This is a genomic window from Methylocella sp. CPCC 101449, assembly GCF_031921685.1.
Classification (GTDB): domain Bacteria; phylum Pseudomonadota; class Alphaproteobacteria; order Rhizobiales; family Beijerinckiaceae; genus Terripilifer.
On sequence record NZ_JAPDHU010000002.1, the window covers coordinates 1,299,210 to 1,314,549 of the forward strand.

The 15,340-nt window shown below is 61.8% G+C and carries 14 protein-coding genes and 1 pseudogene; 2 read left to right on the plus strand and 13 right to left on the minus strand.

Translation table 11 applies throughout. The features are described 5' to 3' along the window. Positions 1-106 precede the first annotated feature (106 nt). The 8 genes from ribD to OIM99_RS17015 form a co-directional block, all read right to left on the minus strand. On the minus strand, positions 107-1,243 hold the full coding sequence (gene ribD, locus OIM99_RS16980; RefSeq protein WP_311852279.1) for a bifunctional diaminohydroxyphosphoribosylaminopyrimidine deaminase/5-amino-6-(5-phosphoribosylamino)uracil reductase RibD: 1,137 nt from the start codon (positions 1,241-1,243) through the stop codon (positions 107-109). Between the two features lie 2 nt (positions 1,244-1,245). Beyond that, positions 1,246-1,737: a transcriptional regulator NrdR gene (gene nrdR, locus OIM99_RS16985; RefSeq protein ID WP_311851626.1), complete on the minus strand. Its 492-nt coding sequence runs from the start codon at positions 1,735-1,737 to the stop codon at positions 1,246-1,248. 22 nt (positions 1,738-1,759) lie between these two features. Then, positions 1,760-3,070, minus strand: a complete 1,311-nt coding sequence (gene glyA / locus OIM99_RS16990; protein ID WP_311851628.1) for a serine hydroxymethyltransferase — start codon at positions 3,068-3,070, stop codon at positions 1,760-1,762. A gap of 135 nt (positions 3,071-3,205) precedes the next feature. Next, the gene (locus OIM99_RS16995; RefSeq protein ID WP_311851629.1) at positions 3,206-3,637 is read right to left on the minus strand and encodes a type II toxin-antitoxin system VapC family toxin; all 432 of its coding nucleotides are present in this window, start codon (positions 3,635-3,637) and stop codon (positions 3,206-3,208) included. 10 nt (positions 3,638-3,647) lie between these two features. Then, complete coding sequence (locus OIM99_RS17000; protein ID WP_311851630.1) at positions 3,648-3,887, minus strand: FitA-like ribbon-helix-helix domain-containing protein; 240 nt, start codon at positions 3,885-3,887, stop codon at positions 3,648-3,650. A 117-nt stretch (positions 3,888-4,004) separates the two neighbouring features. Next, positions 4,005-4,967 carry a tripartite tricarboxylate transporter substrate binding protein gene (locus OIM99_RS17005; RefSeq protein ID WP_311851631.1) on the minus strand — a complete coding sequence of 321 codons (963 nt, stop codon included), beginning with the start codon at positions 4,965-4,967 and terminating at the stop codon, positions 4,005-4,007. An 11-nt stretch (positions 4,968-4,978) separates the two neighbouring features. After that, the gene (locus tag OIM99_RS17010) at positions 4,979-6,355 is read right to left on the minus strand and encodes an amidohydrolase family protein (protein ID WP_311851632.1); all 1,377 of its coding nucleotides are present in this window, start codon (positions 6,353-6,355) and stop codon (positions 4,979-4,981) included. A 441-nt stretch (positions 6,356-6,796) separates the two neighbouring features. Continuing rightward, on the minus strand, positions 6,797-7,390 hold the full coding sequence (locus tag OIM99_RS17015) for a TetR/AcrR family transcriptional regulator (protein WP_311851633.1): 594 nt from the start codon (positions 7,388-7,390) through the stop codon (positions 6,797-6,799). Between the two features lie 133 nt (positions 7,391-7,523). Here OIM99_RS17015 and OIM99_RS17020 point away from each other — a divergent pair, with 133 nt between their 5' ends. Next, positions 7,524-8,747, plus strand: a complete 1,224-nt coding sequence (locus OIM99_RS17020) for an MFS transporter (RefSeq protein WP_311851634.1) — start codon at positions 7,524-7,526, stop codon at positions 8,745-8,747. A gap of 19 nt (positions 8,748-8,766) precedes the next feature. Here the strand turns inward: OIM99_RS17020 and mctP are convergent, their stop codons facing one another. Both mctP and OIM99_RS17030 read right to left on the minus strand, forming a co-directional pair. After that, positions 8,767-10,242: a monocarboxylate uptake permease MctP gene (mctP, locus tag OIM99_RS17025; RefSeq protein WP_311851635.1), complete on the minus strand. Its 1,476-nt coding sequence runs from the start codon at positions 10,240-10,242 to the stop codon at positions 8,767-8,769. After that, positions 10,232-10,417, minus strand: coding sequence for a DUF3311 domain-containing protein (locus tag OIM99_RS17030; protein ID WP_311851636.1), 186 nt, complete (start codon positions 10,415-10,417; stop codon positions 10,232-10,234). The genes mctP and OIM99_RS17030 overlap by 11 nt, the downstream gene beginning before the upstream one ends. A gap of 280 nt (positions 10,418-10,697) precedes the next feature. Here OIM99_RS17030 and OIM99_RS17035 point away from each other — a divergent pair, with 280 nt between their 5' ends. Continuing rightward, positions 10,698-11,285 (plus strand): DUF1330 domain-containing protein, encoded by a 588-nt coding sequence (locus OIM99_RS17035; protein ID WP_311851637.1) that lies wholly within the window; start codon positions 10,698-10,700, stop codon positions 11,283-11,285. A 3-nt stretch (positions 11,286-11,288) separates the two neighbouring features. Here the strand turns inward: OIM99_RS17035 and cyoD are convergent, their stop codons facing one another. The 3 genes and pseudogenes from cyoD to cyoA form a co-directional block, all read right to left on the minus strand. Continuing rightward, on the minus strand, positions 11,289-11,702 hold the full coding sequence (gene cyoD / locus OIM99_RS17040) for a cytochrome o ubiquinol oxidase subunit IV (RefSeq protein WP_311851638.1): 414 nt from the start codon (positions 11,700-11,702) through the stop codon (positions 11,289-11,291). A gap of 671 nt (positions 11,703-12,373) precedes the next feature. Continuing rightward, positions 12,374-14,350, minus strand: a pseudogene (gene cyoB / locus OIM99_RS17045) (cytochrome o ubiquinol oxidase subunit I); the annotation flags it as partial. Further along, positions 14,350-15,231 (minus strand): ubiquinol oxidase subunit II, encoded by an 882-nt coding sequence (gene cyoA / locus OIM99_RS17050; protein ID WP_311851639.1) that lies wholly within the window; start codon positions 15,229-15,231, stop codon positions 14,350-14,352. The gene cyoA and the pseudogene cyoB, both read right to left, overlap by 1 nt. Between the last annotated feature and the right edge of the window lie 109 nt (positions 15,232-15,340).

Below are 15,340 nucleotides of genomic sequence, written 5' to 3' on the forward strand. Positions count from 1 at the left end.
TGTGCCGGCGGCACCCAGCGGCGCAGCCTAGCACGAACTTGCGAGAGAGTTTCCTTAAAGACCGGAGCCACTTGGCGCAAGCGCGGCCAGAAGCCGCTGTGGAGGCTTACGAAATATGCTCGTAGCGGCGCAGCCGATCGACGCCGGAAAAACCGTCCTCGACCAAGCGATAGTGCCGGCCGTCTTCGAGTTCTCTCCGGGCTGTTTCGCTCAACGAGGCAACACCCTCGCGGGCGAACGGTTTGGGGGCGGTCAGCAAAATGCACTCATCGGCCAGGCCCAGGCCGATCAGCCGCCCGGCCACCTGTGGCCCGCCCTCGCTGAACACCCGAGTCACGCCCCGGCCGGCCAGCACATGCAACGCCGCCGCAAGGTCAAGATGGCCGTCGTCGTCACGCGCCACGCGCACGACCGCGATTCCAGCCTGCGCCAAGGCGGCCTCGGCCGTCGCATCCGCATCGGCAGCGCAAATCACCAGCACCGGCACTTCCGCCGCTGTTGTCACCAGCCGGGAGCGCAAGGGCAGTTGCAGGTTGGAGTCGAGGACAACCCGCAATGGCTGGCGATCGTCGAGCCCGGGCAGACGCACGGTGAGCAAAGGATCGTCGGCCAAAACCGTGCCGATGCCGACCATGATCGCATCATGGGTGGCCCGCAGCATTTGCACGTAATTGTTGGCGGCGATGCCGGTGATGTGCAGGCGCCGATCATGCGGGCCGCCGGCGGCAAAACCATCGGCGGTCTCCGCCAATTTCAACGTCACCTGCGGGCGGCCTTCCGTGACACGCAGGATATGACCGAGATGGGCGCGCCGCGCTTGCGCCGCGCCGACACCGACGACCACTTCGACGCCAGCCTCGCGCATCATGCGATGCCCCTGCCCGGCGACGCGCGGATCTGGATCTTCGAGCGCCGAGACGACGCGTGCGATACCAGCCGTGATGGTGGCTTGGGCACAAGGCGGCGTGACGCCGAAATGAGCGCAGGGCTCAAGGCTGACATAAAGCGTGGCACCGCGCGCCAGCTCGCCGGCCTGCGCGAGCGCTTCGGTCTCCGCATGCGGACGCCCGCCTTTGCGCGTCGCGCCGCGCCCGACGATGACGCCGTCGCGCACCACCAGCGCACCGACCGCCGGATTGGGGGCGGTCAGACCATGCTGCCGCCGGCCCAGCGCGATGGTGGCCGCCATCAAATGTTCGTCGCGATCGGCAGCCACATCCTGCGGCTGTGCGGCCGTCAGCATGTTCACTCACCGCTCGCCACGGGCTTGAGGTTGTCGTCCGGGCCTTCTTCGTTCAACTCGTCGATGAGCGTGCCGAAGTCGCGCGCTTCGCGGAAATTGCGATAGACCGAGGCGAAGCGCACATAAGCGACGCTGTCGAGAGATTTCAGTCCCTCCATCACCAGTTCGCCGATCTTGCCGCTGTCGATCTCGGACTCGCCCGAGCTTTCAAGCTGACGCACGATGCCGTTGACCATGCGCTCGACACGCTCGGGTGCCACTGCCCGCTTGCGCAAAGCCGTCTCGAACGAACGCGCCAGCTTGTCGCGATCGAACGGCACGCGCCGGCCCGACTTCTTGAGCACGGTGAGCTCGCGCAATTGCACGCGCTCGAACGTGGTGAAGCGGCCGTTGCAATCGGGACAGACACGACGGCGACGGATGGCCGACGAGTCATCCGTCGGCCGGGAGTCCTTCACCTGCGTATCGAGCGTGCCGCAATACGGACAGCGCATCCTGTCTCCTTTTCAGCCGGCCTCAGCCGTAGATCGGGAACCGCTTCGTCAAATCGCTGACGCGACCCTTCACACCAGCCTCGACCGCGCCATTGTTGGCTTCGCCATTGGCGACGAGACCGTTCAGGATTTCGACGATCAGATCGCCGACCTGACGGAATTCCTGCGCGCCGAAGCCACGCGACGTGGCGGCCGGCGAACCCAACCGCACACCCGACGTCACGAACGGCTTTTCCGGATCGAACGGCACGCCGTTCTTGTTGCAGGTGATATGAGCCCGGCCCAGCGCCGCCTCGACGGCCTTGCCGGTGAGCTTGCGCGAACGCAGATCGAGCAGCAGCAGATGATTGTCGGTGCCGCCGGTGACGAGGTCATAGCCACCGCTCTTGATCGCATCGCCCATGGCCTTGGCATTGGTGACGACCTGCTGCGCGTAGAGCGCGAAATCAGGACGCAGCGCCTCGCCGAAGGACACGGCCTTGGCGGCGATGACATGCATCAGCGGGCCGCCCTGAAGGCCGGGGAAGATCGCTGAATTGATCTTCTTGGCGATGTCCTCATCATTGGTGAGGATCAGACCGCCGCGCGGACCGCGCAGAGTCTTGTGGGTGGTCGAGGTCACCACATGGGCGTGCGGAAACGGCGAGGGATGCGCGCCGCCGGCCACCAGACCGGCGAAATGCGCCATGTCGACCATGAAGACCGCGCCGACTTCATCGGCGATCTCGCGGAACTTGGCGAAATCCCAATGGCGCGCATAGGCCGAGCCGCCGGCGATGATCAGCTTCGGCTTGTGCTGGCGGGCGATCTTGGCCACCTCATCCATGTCGATGCGGTGCGTCTCACGATCGACGCCATAGGGCACCGGCTTGAACCAGCGGCCGGACATGTTGACCGGCGAACCGTGGGTGAGATGGCCACCGGCGGCGAGGTCGAGGCCGAGGAAGGTATCGCCCGGCTGGAGCAGCGCCAGGAAAACAGCCTGGTTGGCCTGCGAGCCGGAATTGGCCTGCACATTGGCGTAACGGCAGCCGAACAGGCGCGTAACGCGCTCGATGGCCAGGGATTCGGCAATATCGACGAACTGGCAACCGCCGTAATAGCGCCGGCCCGGATAGCCCTCCGCATATTTATTGGTCATCACCGAGCCCTGCGCCTCGAGGACGGCGCGGGAGACGATATTTTCCGAAGCGATCAGCTCGATTTCGTCGCGCTGGCGACCCAATTCAAGCTCGACGGCCCGAGCGATTTCGGGGTCGGCTTCGGCAAGCCCGGCGGAAAAGAAAGAGTTCGACCTAGCCTGACCGGCCACGGCTGCTGACGACTGGCTCATCTGATTTTTTCCTGATCCCGCGTCTGGCGCGGATTCGATCCTGGGTCCGCCCAGCCAATAGAGAAAATGGCCGTCCGCGTCCAGATATAGTGTCATTTGAACTGCACAATAGGCAGGAATGGGGACGAGAACCGCTCAGCCCACCTGCGGAGGGTTCTGCCACGGGTTGATGACGGCAACTCCTGCAGCTTCAAAGGGTCCGGTATCGCGGGTCGCCACCGCGAAGCCATGGGCCGCAGCCGTCGCAGCGATATACCCATCAGCCGCGGCAATGGCTTTCCCGGCGGTTTTAGAATGGGCACGGATCGTCGCGTAGGCTTCGGCTGCCGCCGCATCGAAGGGCAGCACACGCTGGCCCAACAATAAGATGACGCGATCCAGGGCCGCATTGAGCCCCTCCTTGCGCCGCCCAGAAGGCAGAGCCGCAACACCATAGCGGAGTTCCGCCAAACTGATTGTCGAGAGAAAAAGCGTCTCGATGGCTTGTTGGTCGAGCCACGCAAGAACAGCCGCCTCTGGCGCCGGCCGGAGCGGCTCGGACACGACATTGGTGTCGAGAATGATCATCGAGAACGGATCACTTGAACGTCACGGTGCCGGCCGGCCTTTTGTCGCGCTCAATATCAAGCTCCACCCCGCCGAACTCCCGGCCAATCGCCGCCAGTTCAGAGCCAAGCTTGACGCGCTTCGGCGGGCGCACCGCCTTTTCGATGATTTCGCGGATTTCCGCCTCCGTGCTCCGACCATTGCGCGCTGCGCGCTCCTTAAGGGCGCGATGCGTCTCTTCGGGCAAGTTCCGAATGGTCACGGCTGCCATGACAGGCCTCCTTGAATGATATCAATAATGAAAATATGATATCATTCTCCATTTTTCAATACCTGCGCCAGAACAACGGGACTGGATGACCGTTGCCCCCGGTGGCGGCCACACCTGCTAAATCCGCTGAATATTGGCCTCGGCGACAACCTTCGTCCATTTGGCGACGTCGTCGGCGACCCGGGCTTTGAAGCCTTCCGGCGTCGTCGCCATGGCCTCGCTGCCGAAGCTCTGCAGCCGTTCGACCACGGCCGGATCCGCCAGGATCGCCTTGATGTCGGCATTGAGCTTGGCCACGAGCGGCGCCGGCAGTCCTGGAGGGCCGGCCAATCCCAGCCAAGACGTGACCGAATATCCCGGCACCGCAGCTTCCGCGACAGAAGGCACATTCGGCAAAGCAAAGAAACGTCGCGGGCCCGTCACGCCAATGGCGCGCAATTTTCCGTCATTGATAAAAGGCAGCAGCGCCGTCGGCGTATCCATCTGGAAGTCGAAGCGTTCCGCCATCAGATCGGTGATCGCCTGCGGCGAGCCACGATAGGGCACGTGCTGGATTTTCGCTTTCGCCATCGAGATGAACAGTTCGAGAGCGAGATGCATGCCCGTTCCATTGCCGGCGGTGGCGCAGATCAGCTTGCCGGGGTCGGCTTGCGCCATGGCGATCACGTCAGCGATGGTCTTCGCCGGATGGTTGGGATGGGTCACCAGGATGAACGGAAAGTCCGTGAGCATGCTGATGAAGCTGAAATCCTCAGCGGTGTTATAGGGCAATTGTTTATAGATCGCCGCCGAGACCGCATGACCGCCGGGCAACACCGTCAACGTGGTGCCATCGGGCGCGGCGCGTGCCACCGCCGCCGCCGAGATCGTGCCGCCTGCGCCTGGGCGCGGTTCGACCACGATCGATTGATCGAGCTTCCGGCTCAACTGATCAGCGATAAGCCGCGCCACCAGATCGACATTCGCGCCCGCCGTAAAACCGTGCAGCATGGTGATCGGCCGGCCGCTTTGCGCCAGCGCGGGCACAGCCGCCAAAGCCGACAATCCCCCAACAACGGCACGGCGTGTGAAGTGCGTCATGATCGCCTCCCCTATGGCAATGCTTCGGTCACGTGATAGCCGCCTTCGCGCATGATCCGCGCCCCGGATTCCGTGAGTTCTTCGACCCGCCGTGCCAGCATATCGGCTGGGAAGGTGAGCTTGCCGTTCTGCTTGCGCACGATCCCGTCGATCAGAACGGTGTCGACATTCCCCGCCCCGGCAATCTCGACGATCGAATAGATCGGATCGTGGATCGGAACCATGTTGATGTCGTTGGCGCGCAGCATGACGACATCCGCCTTCTTGCCGGGCGACAGCGTGCCGATCTTGTCATCCATGCGGAAGGCTTTGGCGCCGCCAATGGTCGCCCATTCCAACGCCTCGCGCGAGCGCACCGGCATCTGCTTGAACGGCGAGTTGCCGCGCAGGGCATTGCTGCGGATCTCGCGGCCGCGCGTGAACAGCAATCCCGCCTGCATTTCGCGGAACATGTGGCCCGACGTGAACGGTTCGACGTCGATGCCGAGCGACGGCAAGCCGCCGGCCTCCCGGAACGCCGCGACTTGGGGATCGCCGATATGATGATGCAGTTCGACCAGCACGGTCGATGTCAGCGAGGCGCCGTTGTCCACGATGACCTGGATATCGTGCCTGTCGTAGCTGGTGCCGTGAACAAGATTGTGGTCGGGACCAAGCAGACCGGCTTTCGCCATGCGATGATAGCCATCCGGCACCACGCAATCCTCGCGCCGCCGGGTGTGCGAGGATGAGACGAGGCCGAACTCACGTGCCATGCGGATATCGTGTTCGACGACCTCCCACGCGCCCCAGTCCGGACCAAGGATCGCCATCGCCAGCGTGACAAGGTTGTCGTCGCTGGTGAGCCGTCCTTTGCGCAACGCTTCGATGCGCTCGCGCGGATGGGGAACATGCGTGAAAGGCACCGCGCCTTCCTTGGTCGGCGGTTTCGCCGTGCCATGGGCGAACACCGCCCGAATGCCACTGTCGATCAGGCCATCCACCGCACGCTCCGCCATGTCGAGGCTGGTGATGTTGTGACACCAGTCGACCAAGGTCGTGACGCCAGCATCGATCTGGCCAAGCGCGCCGACGAGGTTGCCGAGATAATTGTCTTCGGCCGTGTAGCGGGTGGCGAGATTGAGATGGATGGTGCGCAGATAATCAGGCGTCATCCATTCGGCGCCGATGCCGCGCAGCGCCGTCTCCCAAGTGTGCATATGCGCATTGACGAGACCCGGCATCACGATCTTGTCGGACGCATCGATGATTTCGTCCGCCGTCGCGCCGAGATTGCGACCAACGGCCTCGATGCGATTGCCCACAAGCAGCAATTCGCCGGACCGGAAGTCACCAATGTTCGGATCGAGCGTTACCAACCAACCACAACGGATCAGCACGCGCTTCATGGGCAATGTTCATCCTCCCCAACGCGGATGTTCTGCGAAGCGTGAGTGAGCACTGGCGGTGCCAGTGGCGTCAATCGGAATCTTTGCAAGAATTTGCGTCTACCGCGTGGGAACATTCCACGTCAGAGCGCACGTGAGCGAGCTCTGAAAGACCACAGCGCTGATGGATGATATCATGTTCAACATCGACTGACCGTTGAACGTGAAGCGCGACACGATTACAGCCTAAATGCACGCTGATGAAGGAAGTCTATGTCCAGTTGGCTCTCGATCCTGCTTGGTCTGATCGCCGGTTTGGTCCTTATATGCGGCGCCCTCTACTGGGCCTTTCGACCGCGAGATCACAAACCGAAATTGATCTTCCCGCCGGAATCCCTGCATCGTCAGGAGATCAGCCGCAACGACGGCGGGGCATGGCCGTCATCCCACGACTGAGCAGGCTCAAGGGCGGAGCAATAAACCTTCCATCAGCGCCTTGAACGCCGGAATGGCGCTCGCCAAGGCCGCTTGCGGATTCTCCGCATTGCCGATCCAACTTGCCGCATAGGTCGAGGCGCCGCATATCAGGCGGGCCACCGCCTCCGCATCGACATTGGCAACCACGCCCTCTGCCTTCAGGCGCTCGACACTGGCAGTGATGGTGGTGATACAGCCCATCGTTTCCGGCCACAGCGACGGATCGCCCAGCACCGCCGGACCATCGCGCAGGACGATGCGCTGAATTTCCGGGTCCAATGCCATTTCGAGATAACCGAGGTTTTCATCGAGAAAGCCTTGCCAGCGCGTGGGCGCCTTGGCCGAAATGGCATGGAGCTGCTCGTTCATTTCGCCGTCGATCTGCATGACGACGGCGGCGAACAGGCCCTTTTTGTCGCCGAAATGATGATAGAGCGCCCCGCGCGTCAGCCCCGCCTCGGCGGTGAAATCATCCATCGAGGCTTCAGCATAACCTTTTTCGGCAAACGCCTTACGAGCCGCCGCGATCAGCTTGGCGCGCGTCTCGGCGATCATTTCCTTGCGCGGTTTATGCGCCATTTCAGCTCCAGTCACAGGCCTGTCGCAAGCAGTTGACATACGCGACGTATGTTATTATCTCACTAACATACGCAACGTATGTAAACTTTCCAAGGGCTCTCGCAAGGGTTCTGGAAACCAAGGAGCAAGGGCTATGCCCAATCCCTATGCCGAAATCTTCCGCGCGCCGGGCGCCAAGGGCTTTGCCGCCGCCGGTTTCGTCGCCCGCCTGCCCATCGCCATGGAAGCCATCGGCATCGTCGCCATGCTCTCCCAGACGCACGGCGAATATTGGCTGGCGGGCGCTGTCTCGGCCACCTTCGCTTTGACCAACGCATTGATCGCGCCGCAGATTTCCCGCCTTGTCGACCGTTACGGCCAGACCCGGCTTTTGGTGCCGGCGACCCTCATTTCGGTCCTCGCCTTTACCACCCTGATGCTCGCCACGCACCTGCGCTGGCCCACCTGGACCTTGTTCGTCGCCGCGCTCTTTGCCGCCACCATGCCCAGCATGCCGGCCATGGTGCGGGCGCGCTGGACCGAGATTTTTCGCGGTCGTCCAGAGCTCAACACCGCTTTCGCTTTTGAGTCGGTGGCCGATGAACTCGTCTATATCGCCGGTGCATCGCTGTCGGTCGGCTTGAGCGTCTCGCTCTTTCCGGAAGCCGGCGTTCTCGTCTCCACCCTCTGCCTGGCCCTGGGCTCAGCCGCCTTCATTCTGCAACGTTCGACCGAACCGAAAGTGCGGCCGATCGAACATGGCGAACGGCAGTCGGCCATTCTGCTGCGGCCGGTGCAGATCATCACCTTCGCCTTGATCTTCATCGGCGCGATTTTTGCCACCGCCGAAGTGACGACGGTCGCCCTCACCAAGCAATTGGGCCAGCCGGGCGCGGCAAGCCTCGCCATCGGTGTCTACGCGGTCGGGTCCTTCCTCGTCGGCATCATCGTCGGCGCGCTGAACCTGCAAGCACCGCTGCAACGGCAATTGGCGGTCGCGGTGACCGTCATCGTCGTGACGACGCTGCCGCTACTCATCGCCGACACGGTGCCTGTGTTGGCGCTGGCGCTTTTCGTCAGCGGCGTCGCGGTCTCGCCGACCTTCATCACCTCATTCGGTCTGATCGAACGGCGCGTGCCGCCTGCCCTCCTCACCGAAGGCATCACCTGGGTGATGACCGGCATCGGCATCGGCATGGCGCTCGGCGCCTTCGTCACCGGCTGGGTGGTCGATACATTCGGTGCGCAGAACGGTTTCTGGGTGTCGGTCGCCGCCAGCCTCATCGCGCTGACGACGGTGCTGCTCGGTCAACGCGTCCTGGGCGGCAACAATGCCGAGTGCGATATGGCTTCCGCCGTTTGCGAGCCTGCCGAATAACCAGGTTGCGGCCAAGGCATTATGCCTTGGCCGTCTCCCGTCCCGGCAGCAGCACGTTCAGCATGCAGGCCACGATGATATTCGCCGCCAGCGCCAACAGCCCGATATAGACCGTCACCGGCGCGCCGCCGAGGCTCACCGCATGCAGCGGTTTCAAGCCGGCATCCCAGGCGAGATAAGTGCCCCCGAAGAAGCCGACGAACCAACCGGCAAGCAGGCTCGGCGCCCGGAACCAGTTGGAATAGAGGCCGAACACCAAAGCCGGCAGGGTCTGCAGGATCCACACGCCACCGAGCAATTGCAGATCGAGCGCGAACTGCGTCGGCAGGAACAAGATCACCAGCAGCGCCCCCACCTTGATGACCAGTGACGTTATCTTCGCCACGCTGGCTTCGCCAGCTTCGCTCACCGCCGGATTGACATAAGCCTTCCAGAAATTGCGCGTGAACAGATTGGCCGCACCTATGCTCATGACCGCCGCCGGCACCAAGGCGCCGATGGCGATGGCGGCGAAGGCGAAACCAGCGAACCAACTCGGGAACAGCGTCTTGAACAGTTCGGGCACCACATCGTTGGGGCTCGACAGTTTCAAGCCGGCGGCATGGCCCATGTAGCCGAGCAGCGCGAGCAGACCCAGCAACAGCGTATAGGCCGGCAGCAGCACCGCGTTCTTGCGAATGGTATTGCCGCTCTTCGACGCGAAAATGCCGGTCAATGTGTGCGGATACATAAAGGCCGCCAATGCCGAACCCAACGCGAGAGTGGCATAAGCGACATATTGATTGCCCTCAAGCAGCAGGTTTCCTGCCCCCTTGGCCTTGAAGGCCGCATCGGCGGCTTCGAACACATGCCCGTAACCGCCGAGCCGCGACGGGATCAGCAGCACCGCGGCGATCACCGCGATATAGATCATGATGTCCTTGACGAAAGCGATCAGAGCCGGCGCGCGCAGGCCGGCCGAATAGGTGTAGAGCGCCAACACGATGAAGGCGAGCGCCAGCGGGATTTCACCATGCAGGCCCAGCGCCTTCAAAGCCGCCGTCATGCCGACGAGCTGCAAGGCGATATAGGGCATGGTGGCAATCACGCCCGTCGCGGCGACGGCGAGCTCCAGCGCCCGCGAGCCATATTGCCCATGCACCACGTCGGCCGCGGTGATGTAATTCCTATCCCGCGCCCGCTTCCACAGAACCGGCATGACGAGAAAGACGAAGGGATAGACAATGATCGTATAGGGCAAGGCGAAGAAACCATAAGCACCCACCACATAGACGAGCGCTGGCACGGCGATCACCGTATAGGCGGTATAGAAATCACCGCCGACGAGAAACCAGGTGATCCAGGTGCCGAAGGAGCGGCCGCCCAATCCCCATTCGTCGATCCGCGCCAAGGTCTGCGGCCGGCGCCAGCGCGCCGCGACAAACCCCATGACGGTGACGAGCAGGAAGAAGAAAACGAAGACCGCGAGGGCCGTGGTATCGACTTCAGTCGTCATGGTTCATGCTCCTGTAGACGATCCACGTCAGGAGCGCCGAGAGCGGAACCCAAGCGAGCTGATACCAATAGAAGAATGGAAAGCCGAACAGCACGGGATCATGCCGATTGTAGAACGGCACCCACAGCAGACCGATATAGGGAAGTATAAGCAGCCAACGGATGGCCTTGGGCATCGGGATCCTCCCGCGCAAATGTCGGCACATCGACTCACGACGTGTCTACCGCATCGATGGGGCAATTTTGCGCCGGGTGTATTTGAACTGAAAAGGCCGCTGGCCGAAGATGAGCCATGCCCGTAGCGCATTGACCAAAGGCCCGGGACCAATGCCTTCGGAGGACAAAGCTTGTCAGGGTCACGCATAACGTGATCGGGATTTTCCCGCCGCCCGCAGTCTTGCTCCAATCCTATGTTAGCCCTTGATCTTCAGGTCATGGAGCGACCGGAGAATGATCATGTTGAGACCTGTCTCGTTTCTCCTTCTCATGCTTCTCGTGCTTTGTCCTTCGCTGGCGGAGGCCCGAGGTGGCGGGCATATGGGCGGTGGTTTTCACGGCGCCTATGGCGGCCTTCATGGCGTTTATGGTCGCCACGGCCTGCACGTCCCCGGCGAACGACGCCGTTCCGCCATCGCCATCAGCACCTGTGCCGCCATCGAGATGACGACCGCGACGGATGCCGCCGCCCTTCCCGGCCTGACCACGAAACTGACCGACAGCTTGCCCGCCTTCAACGGCCGCCTCGTCTCCCATGACACGAGCCCCAGCGCCGTGGATGGCGTACCGCCGACGACATTCTTCCTGATCGCCTTCAACACCACTCAGGAAGCCGACGGTTGGCGCGCCTCGCAACCGTTCAAAGATTTCGAAGCCGATGCGCAAAAGGCCGGGGCCCGCATCTTCACCGTCAATGCTTTGCCCATCATGCAGGAGCCAACGCAGACAAGCGCGGCCCGGCGCGAAGAGGACCGCGCCTATCAGAAACTGATCAACAGCGGCGACCATACACTTAAAAAGATTCAGGACATTTGCCGCGGCTGCTAGCCTTCACAATCCCGGCTGCATGCGCATGTCCATGAGATTGCCCGGCACCATCATGTTGGCGTTGAGGTGATACATGATCCACAGCGAGCCGGCGATGACGATACCGACGATCAGAACACCGAAAGCCAGCGCGATGACGTTATTGGTGTTGTCGGGGCCTGTCGTGATGTGCAGGAAGAACGCCAGATGCACGCCCATCTGGCCGATGGCGAGAGCCGCCAGCGCCATCGGCACGCCAGGCGTATAGAGAAAGCTCGTTCCGCTCGCGACCCAGAATGAACCCGCCGTCAGGCCGGCCGCCAGGACGAAACCGATCAGATAATTGCGGACAGCGCCCGCAACATCTCGATGGTCTCCCTCTTGATCGCCAGGCGCCGTATCCGTGTGCCAATCGGCGTGATCGTGATGGTGGCTCATGGGCTTGTTCCCAGAAGATAGACATTGGTGAAAATGCCGACCCAGATGATGTCGAGCGCGTGCCAGAACAGCGCAAAGCTCAAACCGCGCCGCATGATGTCAGGCCTGAACCCCTTGGCCCAGAACTGCGCCATCATCGTGCCGAGCCACAACAGGCCGACGGTCACATGAGCGCCGTGCAATCCGACGAGCGCGAAGAAAGACGACAGGAACGCGCTGCGGCTTGGCCCGTTTCCTTGCGCCAGCATATGCGCGAACTCGCTGAATTCCAGATAGAGAAAGCCGAGGCCGAGCAGACCTGTGATCAGATAGAAAACCTGCGTCCAAAGCATATTGCGGCCATTGCTGGCGATCGTCGCCATGCCGCAGGTGAAACTCGACACCAGCAGGAAGGCCGTTTCGAACGCCACGATCCTTAAATCGAAAAGATCCTTCGGGCCTGGCCCTCCGGCGGTCGCGTGCGACAACACAGCATAGGCGGCATAGAACCCCGAGAACATGACGAAATCGGACAGCAGGAAAATCCAGAAGCCATAGGCGCTGATGATCCGCTTTGACGCCGGCCCTCGATATTCCTCATTGACGCCGGGCCACAGGCTCAGTTGATTGGGATCGCGCTCCCTTTCGTCGGGAGGCGCGATCGGCATTATTCCGGGTTCGCGGCCCTCGACCATGGCGACGCGCGCCTGACGCCGCTCGTGATCGCTCCGCGCCACCTGCTCGGCCGGCAGTTCATACTCCGAACGGTCGCGCCAGGCGAAGACGACGAAGACGGCGAACGCGCCCAGAAGACCAGCCAGAACCATCCACCAGATGTGCCAGATCAAGGCGAAGCCGGTGACCACGGCGAAGAAGGAAGCCACGAAGCCTGTCGGGCTGTTGCGCGGCAGTTCAATCTCCGTGTAGTCGGGCAGATCGGTGAGCCGATGCTGCTCAAGCGCAACCTGCTTGATCCCCCAATAGGCCTCTTCCTCCATCACATTGGGCAGAACCGCGAAATTATAGGCCGGTGGCGGCGAGGCCGTGATCCACTCCAGCGTCCGCCCGTCCCAGGGATCGCCCGTGGTATCGCGCAAAGCGCCACGGTGCTTGATCGAGTAAACGAGCTGGCCGATCTGACAGAGAATCCCACATAGAATGAGGACGGCACCGCCCGCGGCCACGATCAGCCATGGCTGCCAGCCCGCGACATCATAACTCTGCATGCGCCGCGTCATACCTTCGAGGCCGAGGACATAAAGCGGCATGAACGCCACATAGAAGCCGATGAGCCAGAACCAGAAGGCCGCCTGCCCCCACCGTTCATCGAGCTTGAAGCCAAAGGCTTTCGGAAACCAATAGGTATAGCCGGCGAAACAGCCAAACAGCATGCCGCCGATCAAAACGTTGTGGAAATGCGCGACGAGAAACAGCGAATTATGCAAGACGAAATCGGCGGGCGGAATGGAGAGCAGCACGCCGGTCATGCCGCCGATCGTGAACGTCACCATGAAGGCGATCGTCCAGAGAAGCGGCGTGTAGAAGCGAAGCCGGCCGCCCCACATGGTGAACAGCCAGTTGAAAATCTTCACGCCGGTGGGCACGGCGATGATCATCGTGGCGACGCCGAAGAAACCGTTGACGTCAGCGCCGGCGCCCATGGTGAAAAAGTGGTGCAGCCACACCATGAAGGAGAGCACGCAGATCGCCATCGTCGCGGCGATCATCGAGCGATAGCCGAACAAAGGCTTGCCGGAGAAGGTCGAAACCACTTCGGAGAAAACGCCGAAGGCCGGCAGAATGAGGATATAGACTTCCGGATGTCCCCAGGCCCAGATGAGGTTGATATACATCATCGGATTGCCACCGGCTTCCACCGTGAAGAAGTGGAAGCCGAGATAGCGATCGAGCAAGAGCATGCCGAGCGTCGCCGTCAGAATGGGAAAGGCGGCGACGATGAGCAGGCTCGCGGCAAGCGCCGTCCAGCAAAAGATCGGCATGCGCGTCAAGGTCATGCCCGGCGCGCGCACTTTCAGAATCGTGGTGACGAAATTGATGCCGGTCAGAAGCGTTCCGACGCCTGATATTTGAATGGCCCAGAGGTAGTAATCGACGCCGACGCCCGGCGAGAATTTCAGTTCCGACAGCGGCGGATAGACGAGCCAGCCGGCCTGCGCGAACTCGCCGATCAGCAACGACATGTTGACGAGCAGCGCCGCCGACGCGGTCAACCAGAAACTGACCGAATTGAAAGTGGGAAACGCCACGTCGCGGACGCCGAGCTGCAAGGGCACGACGAAATTCATGAGCCCTATGATGAAAGGCATGGCGACCAGAAAAATCATGATCGTGCCATGGGCGGAGAATATCTGATTGAAATGATCCGCTGGCAGATAGCCTTGCGAGGCATAGGCTATGGCCTGCTGCGAGCGCATCATCAGCGCGTCGATAAACCCGCGCAGCAGCATGACCAGCGCCAGCAGGCAATACATGACGCCGATCCGCTTGTGATCGACCGACGTAATCCACTCATGCCACAGATAAGACCAATGGCCTTTGACGGTGATCCATCCCAGCACCGCCAGAATGACGACGACCACACCGAGGGATGCCAGCATCGGGATCGGCTGATCGAGCGGAATGGATGACCAACTGAGCTTACCCAGCATCACGGCTTCCTTTCCATCGATCGGGAAGCCCCATGCCCCATGCCGCTCTCGACGACGGATGAGGAACCGGCCACGATCCAGTCGAAGAGACCGGGTTCGACAGCGCTGTAGGTGCTGGGCGCAACGTTCCTGCTGGGCTTGGCCAGATCGGCGTAGGCCGCCTGATCGAGACGAGGCTCTGTCGCTTTCGTGCGGGCGATCCAGGCCGCGTAATCATCCGCCGCCAGAGCACGCGTCTCGAACCGCATGCCGGCGAAGCCCTCGCCACTGAACTGTGCCGAAAGCCCCTCATAGGTTCCCACGCGATCGGCCTGCAGATGAAGCTGCGAGGTCATGCCGGCCATCGTGTAGATCTGGCTGCCGAGCTGCGGCACGAAGAAGCTGTTCATCACACCCGAGGATGTCAGGCGGAAGTGGACGGGCTTGCCGACCGGAATGACCAGTTTGTTGACGCTAGCTATGCCATCGTCCGGATAGATGAAAAGCCATTTCCAATCGAGCGAGACCACTTCGACTTCGACCGGCTTCTCGTTCGACGACAGCGGGCGATAGGGATCGAGCGCGTGCGAGCCGAACCAGGCAATGCCGCCAAGAAAGATGACGACCAGAGCCGGGATCGCCCAGACGATCAATTCCAACGTACCGGAGAACGCCCAATAAGGCCGATATTGCGCGCGGCTGTTGGAAGCGCGGAACCACCAGGCGAAGGCCAGCGTCGCCAGGATCGTCGGCACGACGATCACCAGCATGATCGCAAGCGCATTGTAGAGGATGAGTTTTTCGGCTGCCCCGACGGGACCCTGCGGATCGAGCACGGCACTGCATCCCGCGAGGGGGAGAGCTCCTATGGCGATGCGCGCTGATCTTGCGAGCAATGGCATATCCTCAGGGAAGCAGGCCGTCAGCCTATTCAACCCGCAAGGGCTTCGCAATGAATTTACGGACGTAATAATACGATCGTCATGCGATTTTTATGAGCCCGCGAGAACG

What these genes read in the sequence shown, in the direction of transcription:
- ribD (WP_311852279.1), bottom strand. Translation starts at nt 1,243, where the DNA reads ATGCTGACGGCCGCACAGCCGCAGGATGTGGCTGCCGATCGCGACGAA.
- nrdR (WP_311851626.1), bottom strand. Translation starts at nt 1,737, where the DNA reads ATGCGCTGTCCGTATTGCGGCACGCTCGATACGCAGGTGAAGGACTCC.
- glyA (WP_311851628.1), bottom strand. Translation starts at nt 3,070, where the DNA reads ATGAGCCAGTCGTCAGCAGCCGTGGCCGGTCAGGCTAGGTCGAACTCT.
- OIM99_RS16995 (WP_311851629.1), bottom strand. Translation starts at nt 3,637, where the DNA reads ATGATCATTCTCGACACCAATGTCGTGTCCGAGCCGCTCCGGCCGGCG.
- OIM99_RS17000 (WP_311851630.1), bottom strand. Translation starts at nt 3,887, where the DNA reads ATGGCAGCCGTGACCATTCGGAACTTGCCCGAAGAGACGCATCGCGCC.
- OIM99_RS17005 (WP_311851631.1), bottom strand. Translation starts at nt 4,967, where the DNA reads ATGACGCACTTCACACGCCGTGCCGTTGTTGGGGGATTGTCGGCTTTG.
- OIM99_RS17010 (WP_311851632.1), bottom strand. Translation starts at nt 6,355, where the DNA reads ATGAAGCGCGTGCTGATCCGTTGTGGTTGGTTGGTAACGCTCGATCCG.
- OIM99_RS17015 (WP_311851633.1), bottom strand. Translation starts at nt 7,390, where the DNA reads ATGGCGCATAAACCGCGCAAGGAAATGATCGCCGAGACGCGCGCCAAG.
- OIM99_RS17020 (WP_311851634.1), top strand. Translation starts at nt 7,524, where the DNA reads ATGCCCAATCCCTATGCCGAAATCTTCCGCGCGCCGGGCGCCAAGGGC.
- mctP (WP_311851635.1), bottom strand. Translation starts at nt 10,242, where the DNA reads ATGACGACTGAAGTCGATACCACGGCCCTCGCGGTCTTCGTTTTCTTC.
- OIM99_RS17030 (WP_311851636.1), bottom strand. Translation starts at nt 10,417, where the DNA reads ATGCCCAAGGCCATCCGTTGGCTGCTTATACTTCCCTATATCGGTCTG.
- OIM99_RS17035 (WP_311851637.1), top strand. Translation starts at nt 10,698, where the DNA reads ATGTTGAGACCTGTCTCGTTTCTCCTTCTCATGCTTCTCGTGCTTTGT.
- cyoD (WP_311851638.1), bottom strand. Translation starts at nt 11,702, where the DNA reads ATGAGCCACCATCACGATCACGCCGATTGGCACACGGATACGGCGCCT.
- cyoA (WP_311851639.1), bottom strand. Translation starts at nt 15,231, where the DNA reads ATGCCATTGCTCGCAAGATCAGCGCGCATCGCCATAGGAGCTCTCCCC.